Source organism: Thermoanaerobacterium sp. CMT5567-10, from assembly GCF_030534315.2.
In the GTDB taxonomy this organism is placed as follows: domain Bacteria; phylum Bacillota; class Thermoanaerobacteria; order Thermoanaerobacterales; family Thermoanaerobacteraceae; genus Thermoanaerobacterium.
Genome location: NZ_CP130558.2, coordinates 755001 through 768396 on the forward strand (window position 1 = coordinate 755001; position 13396 = coordinate 768396).

At 45.6% G+C, this 13396-nt stretch carries 12 protein-coding genes and 1 pseudogene; 1 reads left to right on the forward strand and 12 read right to left on the reverse strand.

Annotation, left to right across the window (positions count from 1 at the left end):
- Positions 1-3 precede the first annotated feature (3 nt).
- The 9 genes and pseudogenes from Q2T46_RS03985 to Q2T46_RS04025 all read right to left on the reverse strand — a co-directional run.
- Positions 4-227, reverse strand: a pseudogene (locus tag Q2T46_RS03985) (recombinase family protein); the annotation flags it as partial.
- 76 nt (positions 228-303) lie between these two features.
- On the reverse strand, positions 304-1872 hold the full coding sequence (locus Q2T46_RS03990) for a recombinase family protein (protein WP_303264168.1): 1569 nt from the start codon (positions 1870-1872) through the stop codon (positions 304-306).
- Positions 1835-2290, reverse strand: a complete 456-nt coding sequence (locus Q2T46_RS03995) for a recombinase (protein WP_303265813.1) — start codon at positions 2288-2290, stop codon at positions 1835-1837. Before Q2T46_RS03995 ends, Q2T46_RS03990 begins: the two co-directional genes overlap by 38 nt.
- Entirely contained in the window at positions 2290-3858 is a 1569-nt protein-coding gene (locus tag Q2T46_RS04000; RefSeq protein ID WP_303264167.1) for a recombinase family protein, read from the reverse strand. The genes Q2T46_RS03995 and Q2T46_RS04000 overlap by 1 nt, the downstream gene beginning before the upstream one ends.
- Positions 3859-3919: 61 nt before the next feature.
- Complete coding sequence (locus tag Q2T46_RS04005) at positions 3920-4138, reverse strand: SHOCT domain-containing protein (protein ID WP_028306865.1); 219 nt, start codon at positions 4136-4138, stop codon at positions 3920-3922.
- A gap of 57 nt (positions 4139-4195) precedes the next feature.
- Positions 4196-5200 carry an N-acetylmuramoyl-L-alanine amidase gene (locus tag Q2T46_RS04010; protein WP_303264166.1) on the reverse strand — a complete coding sequence of 335 codons (1005 nt, stop codon included), beginning with the start codon at positions 5198-5200 and terminating at the stop codon, positions 4196-4198.
- Entirely contained in the window at positions 5197-5616 is a 420-nt protein-coding gene (locus tag Q2T46_RS04015; protein WP_303264165.1) for a holin family protein, read from the reverse strand. The genes Q2T46_RS04010 and Q2T46_RS04015 overlap by 4 nt, the downstream gene beginning before the upstream one ends.
- An 86-nt stretch (positions 5617-5702) precedes the next feature.
- A complete protein-coding gene (locus tag Q2T46_RS04020) occupies positions 5703-8171 on the reverse strand; it encodes a glycosyl hydrolase family 18 protein (RefSeq protein WP_303264164.1) in 2469 nt (822 codons plus the stop codon).
- Entirely contained in the window at positions 8168-8743 is a 576-nt protein-coding gene (locus Q2T46_RS04025; RefSeq protein ID WP_303264163.1) for a hypothetical protein, read from the reverse strand. Before Q2T46_RS04025 ends, Q2T46_RS04020 begins: the two co-directional genes overlap by 4 nt.
- A gap of 251 nt (positions 8744-8994) precedes the next feature.
- On the opposite strand from Q2T46_RS04025, the gene erm reads away from it, so the two are divergent.
- Positions 8995-9783: a 23S ribosomal RNA methyltransferase Erm gene (erm, locus tag Q2T46_RS04030; protein WP_058258360.1), complete on the forward strand. Its 789-nt coding sequence runs from the start codon at positions 8995-8997 to the stop codon at positions 9781-9783.
- A gap of 13 nt (positions 9784-9796) precedes the next feature.
- Here the strand turns inward: erm and Q2T46_RS04035 are convergent, their stop codons facing one another.
- The 3 genes from Q2T46_RS04035 to Q2T46_RS04045 all read right to left on the reverse strand — a co-directional run bounded on the left by Q2T46_RS04035 (position 9797) and on the right by Q2T46_RS04045 (position 13394).
- Positions 9797-9991, reverse strand: a complete 195-nt coding sequence (locus Q2T46_RS04035; protein WP_132029513.1) for a hypothetical protein — start codon at positions 9989-9991, stop codon at positions 9797-9799.
- Positions 9992-10001: 10 nt separating this feature from the next.
- On the reverse strand, positions 10002-12524 hold the full coding sequence (locus Q2T46_RS04040) for a phage tail protein (RefSeq protein ID WP_303264162.1): 2523 nt from the start codon (positions 12522-12524) through the stop codon (positions 10002-10004).
- A 96-nt stretch (positions 12525-12620) separates the two neighbouring features.
- Entirely contained in the window at positions 12621-13394 is a 774-nt protein-coding gene (locus tag Q2T46_RS04045; protein WP_303264161.1) for a distal tail protein Dit, read from the reverse strand.
- Positions 13395-13396: the final 2 nt, after the last annotated feature.

Consider the following 13396-nt stretch of genomic DNA (forward strand, 5'->3'; position numbering starts at 1 on the left):
ATTTTAAATTAATACATCAATCTCTACTCCAGACTTAAACTCAACGGTCAGCTTATTATCAAATACCGTAACTTTTTCAATAAGCCGCCTTACCAGTTGCTCATCATATTCCTCCAGCTCATAGGACTGTTCATTCAAGAAGTCTGTCATTTCAGCTATTCGCTGCTTCTTCCTTCACGCTCTGCATTTTTAACCAGCGCATTTTGCTTCTGCTCCCGCAATCGGTAATCCAATTATGTCTCCTGTAGTTATTTATAATAGTATAAGTACTCTTCCCCTACTGGCGGCAATCTTATTACAATCCTATAAGTTTACTTCTATTTCCAACCCCGACTTGAACTCCACCACTAACCTATCATCATATACCGTTGCCTTTTCAATTAGTTTTCTAACCAGTTTATCATCAAACTCCGTAATATCACCGGTTTGCGTGTTAAGGAAGTCCGACATTTCAGCAATCCGATCCCTCTTATCTTGGCGAAGAGCGTTTCTTGAAAGTGTTTCTTGCCTTAAGTCCCGTAAGCGGTAAATCTCGTTGACAATATTATCGTATGCTTCCTTTGAATTTGCCTTTTGGATCAACTCGGTTTGGAGTTCTTCCAGCCTTTTATCAATATCTGCTGTACTCTCATCCAAATCCTCGCTTAATACGGTTTCAATATTCTTTTTCAGTATAGCCAGAAAAGAGTTTTTTCCGCTGACCGCTACATTGATGGCCTCTACAATTTTCTCTTTAAGCGTATCTTCAAGTATAGTGGAAGCGGTACAAAACAAACCGCTGTTTTCCAATCTGCTGACGCATCTCCATACGATTGATTTCTTTCCTCGGTTATTCCAATGAACCCTGCGGAATATTTCATGACAGTTGCCGCAAAAGACCATCTGTGATAAAGGATGCTTGTTGCTATAGTTTCTTTTCTTTCCATTCTTACTTATATGCACACATCTTCTTTTAACAAGCTGTTCCTGAACCTGCATAAAAATTTCACGCGGGATTATAGGCTCATGGCTGTTTTCTACATAGTATTGAGGAACTATGCCGTTATTGGCCACCCTTTTCTTTGATAAAAAATCTACCGTATAGGTTTTCTGCAGCAGCGCATCACCGATATATTTTTCATTCCTCAAAATCTTATTGATGGTACTGGTATGCCATCTGGGATTGCCTGCACCCGTCAGAATTCCGTCAGCCTCCAAACCTCTTGCTATCTGCAACATACTGGAACCTTCAAGGTATTCTCGGTAGATACGCTTAACAATTTCAGCTTCTTCAGGTACGATAACTAAGTTGCCATCCGTATCCTTTGTATAGCCAAGAAACCGGTTGTGATTGATATGGATTTTCCCTTGCTGATATCGGTATTGAATCCCCAGTTTTACATTCTGGCTTAACGATTGGCTTTCTTGCTGTGCCAAAGATGCCATAATGGTCAACAGGATTTCTCCTTTGGTATCCAATGTGTTTATATTTTCCTTTTCAAAGTAAACCGGAATATTTTTTTCTTTAAGCTGCCTTATGTACTTTAGGCAGTCCAGCGTATTTCTTGCAAACCGGCTGATAGATTTCGTAATTATCATATCGATTTTACCCTGCATGCATTCTTCTATCATCCGGTTAAACTCTTCACGCTTTTTCGTGTTAGTGCCGGTAATACCTTCATCTGCGAATATACCGGCTAACTCCCATTCGGGATTGCTTTTAATGTAGTTTGTGTAGTGCTCAATTTGCGCTTCATAACTGGTTGCCTGCTCCTCGCTGTCCGTAGATACGCGGCAATAGGCTGCTACCCGAAGCTTAGGTAATTCCTCGGCATTTGCACTATTCCCAATTCGCTTACGGGCAGGAATTACCGTAACATTCCTGGTTGTCATCTAAAATCACCTCGCTCTTAATAAGACTATAAGCATACTCTGCCTGCTGAAACGGATCATCGTATAGATTATCTGGCATTGAAGCATGAAACTTAAAATTTAAGATTTTCTTTTCATTTCCTTTATGTTCATAAATCCTGCCAAGTGCCTCAGCTCGCCTGCGTCTTTCCAGTTGTACTTCTTCGAATGTATCCCTGCTGATAATGGGCGGATAGAATTTATCCTTAACATACCGTTTATCTGTCAGCATTCTTGCAATAGATATATGGCAGCGCTTAATACCCGCGTTTTTGGCCGCTTCAGTTAAAGAAAGCCCGGAAAGATAAGCCCCAAACAGCTCCTTTATCTTAACCGCTTCCTTTTCGTTAACAACAGCCTTGCCGTTTTTAATGGCATACCCAAAAGGTATATGGCTCATCATCTCACCATCCTTTCCCTCAGGTTCAATCCGCATTTCATTTTGAAACCTATTTCCTCCTGTGAAAACACAATGATTTCGCGGGTAAAATCCTCAAATATTTCACTATCAAATGCATCAATCTGTTTTTCAGCTTTCGTTGCAAATTTAAGAAGCTTTTCAACCTCAACGAGGATAGTCTGACTCCCATCGATTGTGCGTTTTATGGCTTCTTTTTGTTCTTTTAATAAAGCCGCTTCTTTAAGCAGCTCATTTTTCTGTGTATTAAAAAGAGCGGGTTCCAGGTATCCTTTGGCCATAAGTCCCATAATTACCTGAACCCGCTCTGTATTTTCTTTGATTTTTGTTTCCATCTCCTGAATCTTTGTTATGTTATCTGAGTAATTTGTCTTCTTTAAGCTTTGCAGCAATGGCCTTAGAATGAACTTATGACCGAAAATAAGCTTATTGATCATTACAACAAAGGCCTGATGGATTGCATCCTCTCTGACAAACTTCATGGAACAGCTTGATGCGTCCTTTATATGCTTTGCGCAGCACCAGGCAATGTATTTATGATTACCGCTGCCATGAATTCGACGCTTAAAATTACTGCCACATTCTGCGCATTTGATTTTCCCCGAGAATGGGTAACGTTTTTGATACTTGCTGCTTCCCTTAATTACACCTTTTTCTTTTGCTCTTTGCCTTAATATCTCTTGGGCAGCTTCAAATTCCTCAAGGGATATAATGGCTTCATGATGATCCTTTATCATGTATTGATCCTTTTCACCACGATTATAATGCCGCTTAAAATTCTCATCTGTATATGTTTTTTGCAGAAGGACATCCCCGGTATATTTTTCATTGCTAAGGATACCGCGGATAGTGGTCGCTGTCCAATGTGAACCTCTCTTTGTTGGGATTTTATCCGAATTTAACCCATCTGCAATTTTCTGTGTGCCTTTACCAGCCAAAGCCTCGGAAAAAATCCGCTTTATGATTTCAGCCTGTTCTTTATTGATAAATAGCTTTCCATCCACATAATCGTAACCATAGGGAGGATACGAAATTTTGTATGTTCCGTTTTGGAACCTGCGCCTGATAGACCACTTACTATTTTCTGCAATGGATAATGACTCGTTTTCTGCAAGACTGCTCAAAATTGTCAGCACTAATTCGCCATCCATGCGCTGCGTGTTTATATTCTCTTTCTCGAAATAGATGAAAACACCGAGATCGGTAAGTTTTCTCACCATCTCAATACAGTCGGTTGTGTTTCTGGCAAATCTGCTGACCGACTTGGTTATAATAAAGTCAATTTTCTTGTTTTCACAATCTGCAAGCAGCCTTAAAAGTCCAGTCCGATTCTCCTTTTTTGTACCTGAAATGCCTTCATCATAGTAAATCCCTGCAAATTCCCAATCAGGATTTGCTTTTATATAGGATTCATAATGGTCCTTTTGCGCTTCCAGGCTTGCCATTTGCTCATCACTATCGGTTGAAACCCTGCAATAAGCTGCCACTCTTACCTTTGGTTTGAAAGCTTGGAGAGCATTGTTTCCATCAATCCTTGTTACCTTTCTCACTGTTTTCACCTCCTTTGGGTATGTGACATGTTACCTCTGTGTGCCGCTAATAGCAAGCCAATTAGGCCATAAGCTGTGCATACATCGGCGAGAAAGTTTTGCGGTTCAATTTGTCGATTTTGTTGAATTCTTCTTCTGAAATCAGTCCCGCCTTAAGCATCCTCTGCAGAATTTTGTATGCCCGCCAGTAATCAACCTCTCTTTGAAGTTCCTCCTGCGTTATCTTTGTATAGTTAGTTTCCTGCGGGTTATATGGTATATGATTAGCCGTCTCTATCATTCAAGAAAGCACCTCCTATAAAAACTTAGGACAGCCTCGACTGGCTGTCCTTTATCGTTATTCCGGCAATTTGAGAACTTGTCCGGGGTAAATAGTATCTGAAGTCAGGCCATTGAGTTTCTTAATCTCCGGATATCTTGTTCCTCTGCCGAGTTCTTTTTCCGCTATTCTCCATAAGGTGTCGCCTTTTTGCACTGTATAGGTTCTATTGCCCTTGTTATCAGGAATGCTGTTTACAATTACAAGGTTTTCTTTTGCTACCCAAGTGTTTATGCCTGCAATCTCTTGGCCGCCGGATTTCTTAACCTTTTTGCCAAGCAAAACACATTCTTTGCCGCCTTTTATGACCGGCTTGCCTTTGTATAAAGTTTGTGTGACCCTGTGGTAATAGTCATTTTTGACCCACGTTGGAACTTCCACACTGCCGGGGTAGTAATTCTTTACACTGACCTTAAACTCCACCATATCTCCAATTCCAATATCAGTATTGGTATCTGTACTGTTCTCCAGCGCTTTTTTTACTGCTTTACGGAAGGTATCCATATTCTCCCTATGCTTGGGAAACCAGTGCATCACATCAGCATGGTTGCTGGCAATACCGAGCTTATATCCCTCGGAGTGGCAGATGATGTCATTTTCATTAAGGCTGTACTTCTTGCAGAGCATAACGCAGAGTTCAACCGCATTCTGCCACGCTTTACGGAAATAATCTTCTTGTTTTTCTGCATTATAACCCACCATTACCGACCCAGATTTATACGAAAACCCAGCAGGCTCACAAATTTCAAAGCCAATATGGGTATTGTTGGCTGCTCCTCCTGCATGCCACCCGCGATGATCCCAAGGCAGGTATTGCCAAACCTCTTTATCGTCTACAAAAGCGTGAACACATACCTGCCTATTTATTTCGCCGGCCTTGTAAGATTTGTTCCAACGGGAAAACCACTCAGCCGCCATTACACCCGGCACAGCCGTCGAATGTACCATGATTCCTTTAGGCGTGATTTTGCGGCCTGCTGTATAGCAATCGTTTCGCGTCATGTATTTTGTAAAAAGCTTCATTTCTTTTCATCCTCCTCATTTGAGTGGCCATGCAGTTGTTCCAATGCGTTCTTCAGCTTTTTAGGAATGGGCAGTCCTATATGTGCTGCATTCTCAAGAATTGAAATTCCCTCGTTACTCAGGTAAAAGAAAATCACCGCTGTCCGGATTGCCCCTCCGTTGCCGAGAACCTGGCTGTCGATTATGTGTCCCACACCCACAAGTACAAATATAAGCACTTTCTTAAAGATGCCCTTGGCTCCGACTTCACTCGAAAGCTTTTTGTCTACAATGGCACACATCACGCCGGTCACATAGTCAATGGCTACAAAAGCGATGAGCGCATATAAAAATCCATCCAGCCCTCCAAGAAACCAGCCAAGAAATCCGCCAATAGCAGTAAAAACCGCCTGCACCCAGTTCCATACTGTTTTCATTGTCTTAACCCTCCGTTCAACTTGAATTTTGCATATAAAAAAGCGCCCTGCCTTAAAGCAAAGCGCTGAAAATTAAAACTTCTAATCTATATTTGCTTCGGAAGCGCTTCCCACAGTCGCATATCCTCCTGCCCAAGAGACCAGATGGCTATACCTCGCAGTTTCCACCGATAAGCCGCTTCATTTGCCCAGTAAACAAGGCTGTCTGCATCCTGATAATACAGAATAGAAAAACCATCCGCATCTCCGAGGAAGAGACGGGATATCCAGATATTGATGTCTTTCGGTATAATCTTTACTTCATAGTCATTACCGCAAGAAAGAGCCAAAAGTTGTGAGTGGAAGAAGTCATAGTCCATCGAAATGTCCTCATTGCGAGTTGCCGATTCCTCCACATCGCTATTTACTGAAAACACCTGAAATTCATCATCCCACGTGACACCAGTGCGAGCAAGCCTGCCAAAGCTGGTTATAGTTCCATCCGGGAGTTCCACATCAAAACGCTCGTATGGTTCATATACCCATGCATCGCCCAGCCGCAGTAGCTCGCATACCGTCCGGTTGTCCGAGCAGTACCCTGCATAACCACTACCACCGTTTACATTCACTGTGAAACGCAGGGTTGAAGCTGCACCTGAATATACTCTTACCTTATTGCCGCGTTTTCGCATCTCTATAGTATACATATTCGGATTAGCACGAAGATCGGCATCTGCAGTTTTTGAGAAACTGGCGGAGTAGCTGCCAAGCAAGGAAGCACCTTGATAAAGCTCGACTCTTTGCGTGTCATAATTTAAGCAGCAGAAAATATCTCCAAGGAACACCCCAGCCCGTCCGCTGCTATTTTGAGGGAAGGCCAGCCTTGCCCGGATATGAATATCGGAAAACCCGTCGTATTTCCATGCAAGTTTGCCATATCCCTCGAGCTGGGAATATGGGCGGCTTTCTGTGCTGTCTGGGTCCTGCCAAACATCCCATTCGCCATCCAACACAGTCCAGTAGTTTTCGGGCAGGATGTTCCTGTCCCGAAAATCCTCATACCAAATAAGCGCCGAGTCGGGTTTTCTTCGCAGCACTTCAAAGGTCAGTTTAAACCCTCGATCAGGCTCAACCATCACACCATTTACATCCTTGAACCGACGGGGAGAGAGCATAAAGCTGGCTTCACCGGCAAAGGGATACTCCGAAAATCCACTGCAAACCCTAAAACCGTAAAACTGGACTCCCGGCACACCACCACTTATGCTGACAGCATGCGTTCCCTCTTGGAGAAATACACCTTTTGCAAGTGTCAACCAGCAAACTCTTCTCCAGTATGGCCACCATAAACGGTTCTCGCTGAAAGTCTTTGATATACCATCAAGGGAAACGATAATCGCATTTTTGTCCCAGTAAGGAAAGCAAAGCTGTACTGCAATATCGTAATATCCCGCTTCTCTTATCTCAAAACGGTACTCTGCTGACGCCTGGTCATCTCCAAGTGAGGCCATCTCATCAGTAATAATGACATTTCCTTCGTATTCATCCGGAACTCCGTTCCTGTCAATATAAATGGTTCCGAACTCCGCTTTCTGCTCCTTGCCATAGCTTGTCAAATATCTTCGCCTGTTGTAAACCCCTTTTAGCAGCGGATATTCCCAAGATACAGCATCCCATCCTTCCATATAGTCATATACATGAGGAAGAGCCCAAGGTACTTTGTTATAGTCATCCCAGTAAGCCACAATTGGAATAAACGGCTGGGGCGGTGCATCGCCTGTGAAATTGTAAACCCCAGTCATCCAGTATTTTGCCGCATAGTAGGTATTAGACACTCCTCGATAGGTTATTCCGAGGTTTTCAGGTGTATCATGAATCCTCCAGTTCCAGCCATAAGCAGGCAACCCCATGAATATCTTGTTGGGTGACATAACGGAAACAGCATAATCATATATGCCCTCAAGCCAGTCACGAGGAGATACCGGGCCGGGAGCAGAGCCCGCCCATGCCATGCCATAGCTCATGATAGCGGCGGTATCGCAATAGTCGTTAAGATCGGCATAAACACACCAGTTTTCACCGCCCACTGAGCCTTGAACGCCGGTCATACCCGGAAGGCAGATGTTGACAAGCTTTGTTGCATCATAAGACTTAACTGTATTATATATATCCCTAAATAAAGCATTCGCCGCATCCTTGTTTTCATAACCTCCACCGCGCTCAAGGTCAATATCTACCCCAGCGCACCATGGATACTTGTTCATTATTCGGATGATTTCAGTGAGAAACTTATCCTTTGCACCGTTTTCGTTGTTGCGAAGTGCAGTAAAAATATTGGCTATTCCATGATTCATAATAGTGAGCAGCCACTTAATGTGCGGCCATTTCTGAATATACGGTAGCATGCTGCTGATGCTGGTACCGGTTTCAGTAATTGTGCCTGTTGCGTCAACCTCAAAAGTAAAAATGCCTACCGTATCAAAGCGGTCGCCGTAGTCTCTAAGTGCTTCATACATTCGGGCATTTCCCATAAAACTCCACACCATGCACCGCTTACCTTTTAAATAATCCCTCACAACCGGTCACCGCCTTCTTGCATCTCCTGAAATTCAAAGAGCACCCGCGCCGATTTTCTCTCTTCCAGTTTCACTGTATGTTTGCTGTCCCATGCCGCAGAATATTGATAAAACCCATCCTTAGGAGTCTGACTTCCGTTTTTTAGGCATTGGCGGGTGGAAGCCTTGAGTGTCAGCTCATCGCCTGCGTTAACCGAGTCAAGAAACCTTACCTTATGCGCGCCCATACCTTGGGACATTTCAATACTTCCTGCGGCCATATCCTGTATAGGATAGATATAGCAGTCAAGACCAACAGAAGTTTTGCCCAGGTTGAATAAGACTACAGTCTCCGCTGTTCGCACCACACCGTTATAATGCCGGGGCGGAACTGGCTGCCCGTTTTCCTGCATTTTCGTTAGCATCTTGCTCGTGTGGACGGTATAGCCTGTCAGCTGATCTCCATCCTGAAGCTGCAGGTCGGTGAAATAGATAATTCCGTTACAGTCGGAAATCTTGAGTGTCACAGTTACGCTCACCACATGATTATTGTTTTTTAATTGTATGGTTTCTGCAAACCTTGAAAACTTCATAGTTTTTTCCTCCAAAACCATTTGACAAACATAGGCATTAATGCTAAACTATAATTTGATTTTATATTTGGAGGCTAGTATACACCTATGTATGGTATTTTTCGTATTCGTAAATAAAAGTGCACAGAAAGAAAGATAGCTCATAGCAGCATCTTTGTTTTTGTGCACCTTTTTCGATTACGAAAAAACGAAAGAGGTGTATTTTTATGCCCCAAAATTCGATTACGAAAAAACGAAAGAGGTGTATTTTTATGCCCCAAAATAGAAAAAAAGGGACAACTCCGCCCATTTGGGTATCTCAAAACTTTTTAACAAGTTACAAAATTATCAACAGAATTATTCGCAGAACAACCCTTAACAAAAAAGATCATGTTATTGAAATTGGTCCGGGAAAGGGTCATATAACAGGTTTCTTGATAAAAAGATGCCGGAAAGTTTCGGCAATTGAAATTGACGGCCGTTTATATAATAAATTGACAGCAAAATTCAAGGACGTCAAAAATATCCGTATATATCATCAGGACTTTTTGAAATGGAAACTTCCTAATTATGAAGATTATAAAGTTTTTTCAAATATCCCTTTTTGCTTCACTACGGATATTATGCGAAAATTGACGGAATGCAAAAACGCACCTTCTGAAGCATGGCTTACCATGGAAAAAGGCGCAGCCAAACGTTTTATGGGTGAGCCTTCAGAATCATTGCGTTCTCTGCTTATAAAGCCCAAGTTCGATTTAGATATTGCTTACTATTTCAGCAGGGAGGATTTCCATCCCAAACCAAGCGTTGATGCAGTACTTCTTCACCTTAAGAAAAAGAGCCAACCGGACATACCCGCAAACCAGTGGTTTGCCTATGAACAATTTGTTTCAAAGGCACTAAAATATGGATTCCGCAGTCTTTTTACAAGCAAGCAGTTATCTAGGGCATTCCGTCAGGCTGGTGTGCAAAATAAAAATATTACTCCTACAGAGATTCTTTATGTTCAGTGGCTCTGCCTTTTCCGATGCTACTGGGAGCATGTGTTAGGCAGAAAATAATTTTAGCGGCTCATTACCCGTCCAATGTCCACCGGATTTCGCATACATGCCCGATCCATCCAGTGGAAACCGAACCGCCCTGAAGCAATAAGTCTGTAAAGTACACTGTGCCGGTGCAGTCAGTGACGCACAGCCTGATGGTGATAGATTTGACTCTGCTGATACTTTTGGGAGAAATACTGTGTGCAATCTGATTGAAATATGCCATATCATCACCCTCAAATCAGGTCTATAAATCTTGTTTCTGTTGTACCGTCCTCGTATTCAATGACTATCTCAACACCAACTTGGCCGTTTTCGCCCTTTTCAAGGTTTTCGGAAGCAATCTGCGCTGAAAATGTATAACTTTTACGTGTTGCTGGGTATACCGTCTGTGACAGACTCTTTGTCATACCAGGTACACCAACAGCCTTGAAGGAAGCAGTTCCCGAAACACCATTCTCAGTATCCACTTCAAAGCCGGAATTGACCCAGTAGGCAAAACCATCATCCGCTCTGGAATTGCGCAGATGGTTGAATGGTACCATATCTTTAATTTCCTGACGGTTTATCAACTCTGCTGAGGACAGCGCATCCGCTGCCTTGTCCCACTGTGCTGAAGAATCGCCGAGTTCCCGCAGTTTAGTTGAAAGCTCAATCACTGTTTTCCATGGCTCCTGCAAGTTATACTGCCTTCTCACAACACGAGTCTTTACCAAAAGGCCTAGTTCTTTATCGTCCACTGTAACAATATCACCCAGTTTCCATGCTTCGTGCTCATAACCGGTTAGCGCAGATAAATCCATTGCAGACAGTACATAAGAAACGCGAGACTTCGAATATTCTGCAAGCCGCATCCTTGCATATTCCAGCATCTGATACGGATTGCTGAAAGAGGAACAGTCAAGCGTAGATATCCGCACTTCGCTGGAGAAACTGTAATCTTCCACATATTCCTTGCCTCCGTTAATTGAAGCAAAGGTCATTCCGTCCTTCCCGTAGGCATATAGCCTTGTCACCAGTTCCCGCGTATCGACCACCCGCTGGATGCTTTTCAGGTTCTTTCTATACGAAAACAGCGCTCCGCTGTCGGTGCCGCTGAAAGTCAAAAGATGCACCAGCCGGTTGGCGCTGTCAAAAACAAGGTCGCCGCCGTAGATGTTCTGCACCATGCGCAGGATGGACAGAGCATTTTTCTCGGTGCACCGCCATGTCCGCTTCGCGGTAACGGTTACGTTTCCCACCGACCAGCCGGTGCCCAGCAATGCATATTTCATTGGAACATCTGCAGTATCCGTATTGAAGTCCGCAGGTTCCTTTTCCGTGCTGAAGGACAGGTCGTAAAACGCCGCCTCGGCGTAAACCTGCGTAATGATGCGCCTGTCCTCGCTTTTGTTGTCGGTCAGAGTGCGGATTCGGTAGATGTCGCTTGCGATCTGCACCTGTTTTTCGTTTTCCAGCGCGCTTCTTTTCGGGTCGTGGAACGGGAGCTTGAACTCCAGCGTATCCGCGCCGTTGACTTCGCCGGTGACGATGACGTCAAAAGCGTTTTCAAGAACAGCTTCCCATGCGCCGTTTTCATCCAGCACCACCGGACGGGCAAAACCGAGCTTTTCATAGGGCGGTTTGGGGATGTCGTGAAGCTGGATTTCCAGCAGTTTCGGCGTTTTTGACGAGTCGGCGGTGGTCAGCGTCGCCCGAAAGCGGATGTATTGCCGGTTTGGAGACTGAAGCTCGCCGCTGGTTCCCACCGCCTGCCATGCCGACCATTCTACTAGATCATCACTTGTACATGTCTCCACCAAAGACACCGACGTTATGCCTGCGGCATATTCGCTTGTCACCGCCACACGCCCGCTGCCTGATAAAGCGCAGGGAACTGCCTTGGTATACAGCACACCGCTGGCAGGGTATACGCCGTTTGACGCTTTCAGCGCAACCGCGCCCGGCTCCGTCAAGGCGTCCACGCTTGCGGCGCTGTCAGCGCCGTTGGCCAGCAGCGCATTCTTAAAATGCTGCGCCAGGTCGTCGATGGTCAGGCGCGAATCGGTCTCCAGAAACCAGTCGTCGAAGCCGCCCGCGAAATAATAGGTATCGGCGTGCATGCCCATGACAATATTCGCCGTACAGGACGGGTTGAGCGTGCCGGTAAAGGTGCGCTTGGGTGCAATCCAGACCGCGCCGCTGCTCCGGTCGCAGAGGATAAACTGTGAGGTCTTGGCCGTCACCTCAATGACGGCCGCGATGAAGTACCAGCCGCCGTTGACCATGGAGAATCCCGGCGTTTCGCTCTGATCAAGAATAAGGGAACCAGCGGAGTTATACAGCATCATGCGCGGCCTGCCCTGATACAATGACACATAGAAGATCGGCTGGCCGGGTCCTTGCCGGGTGTTGAAGATAGGGCAATATGTCTGCCCCACCGAATAAGTGGTGGGGTTGATCCAGCCGCCCACCGCAATCTTTTCACCCAGACTGCTGAAAAAGCTGCCGTCGTTTGCCGCTTTAAGGTAGGTCTTTTCAGAGGTCGGGTTGACGATGTTTTGACGGAAATATCGCCCGAACCTTCCGGCAATCAGACTCGCCGAAGTGCCCGACCAGCCGGAGACGGTAAAATGCCTGCCATGCCCTGACGAATCCAGAAGCCGCAGATTGCCGTCCGGCGCGCTTTCGTTGAAAAGCCACAGCGCGGACGTCCGTTCCGTCACCGGAAATTCGCCGGTAAAGTCGGTTTGTGATGTTAATACTGATTTTATCGCCACTAAAGCCACCTCCGTTCAGCGCGCATTTTAGGCGCGGCGCATTAGTCGGATTATGTATAAAAATTGGGGCGCGAATTGCCGCCGGCGGCGCGCCGGTCACCTCCAGCGGCTTTTCGCCTGTATTTTCAGTTCCGTGAATGTCGCGTTCACGGCGCTGATCCCTATATTGTTCACGCCCTTCCTGAGAACCGGGAAGTTCAGCTCCTGCAAACATGGCAGGCCGTTGCGCAGAGTGTTTCCGGCGGCGTCCGTCACCTTTGCGGTCAGCATGCCGGAAACAATGACCAGCGTTTCGCCCTCAGATAATGGTCCGGTAATCCGCAATTCCTCGCCGTTGGTTATGAGAGATATATAGCTTGAAGAGGATGCGGAGATCACGCCCTTCAAGAGATACACCGGCTCGGAATCGGCGTTTCCCGCAAGCCTCTCCGCCACGTGCGTTCCCGTCGCGGAAAGCGTGAAAGTCTCATCCTCCAGCGCGTAAGCATACGGGTCGGGGCAGACGAAACGAAGCTCGAAGCTTCCCGCAGTCCGAAGCAGCCGCTCGCAGTCCACCGCCTCCGAGAGCCGCGCCATGAAATAGCGATCGGGCACGTCGTCGAGGATAATCTGCTTGAGGCCATTTGCCGGATTCAGCCACTCTGCCGCGTTATCCAGAACCGACACCAGTTCGGCAAAGCTGCGCCGGGGAAGCACTCCGCAGCTTATTGTGATGGTTCGTTCGGAGATGTCGCATCCAAAATCGGCTATACCCGCTTTACCCGGCACAGTTTCAAAGGAGTTGCGCAGGGCAGGGGACACCTGCCAGCCGGTTAGCCTGGCCCGGATTTTCATGCTTTGCGACGATATGCCGTTGTAGATAAATCCCATAA

Coding starts and splice junctions, on each gene's coding strand:
- Q2T46_RS03990 (WP_303264168.1), bottom strand. CDS start 1,872: ATGACAACCAGGAATGTTACGGTAATTCCTGCCCGTAAGCGAATTGGG.
- Q2T46_RS03995 (WP_303265813.1), bottom strand. CDS start 2,290: ATGAGCCATATACCTTTTGGGTATGCCATTAAAAACGGCAAGGCTGTT.
- Q2T46_RS04005 (WP_028306865.1), bottom strand. CDS start 4,138: ATGATAGAGACGGCTAATCATATACCATATAACCCGCAGGAAACTAAC.
- Q2T46_RS04010 (WP_303264166.1), bottom strand. CDS start 5,200: ATGAAGCTTTTTACAAAATACATGACGCGAAACGATTGCTATACAGCA.
- Q2T46_RS04015 (WP_303264165.1), bottom strand. CDS start 5,616: ATGAAAACAGTATGGAACTGGGTGCAGGCGGTTTTTACTGCTATTGGC.
- Q2T46_RS04025 (WP_303264163.1), bottom strand. CDS start 8,743: ATGAAGTTTTCAAGGTTTGCAGAAACCATACAATTAAAAAACAATAAT.
- erm (WP_058258360.1), top strand. CDS start 8,995: ATGCCCCAAAATAGAAAAAAAGGGACAACTCCGCCCATTTGGGTATCT.
- Q2T46_RS04035 (WP_132029513.1), bottom strand. CDS start 9,991: ATGGCATATTTCAATCAGATTGCACACAGTATTTCTCCCAAAAGTATC.
- Q2T46_RS04045 (WP_303264161.1), bottom strand. CDS start 13,394: ATGGGATTTATCTACAACGGCATATCGTCGCAAAGCATGAAAATCCGG.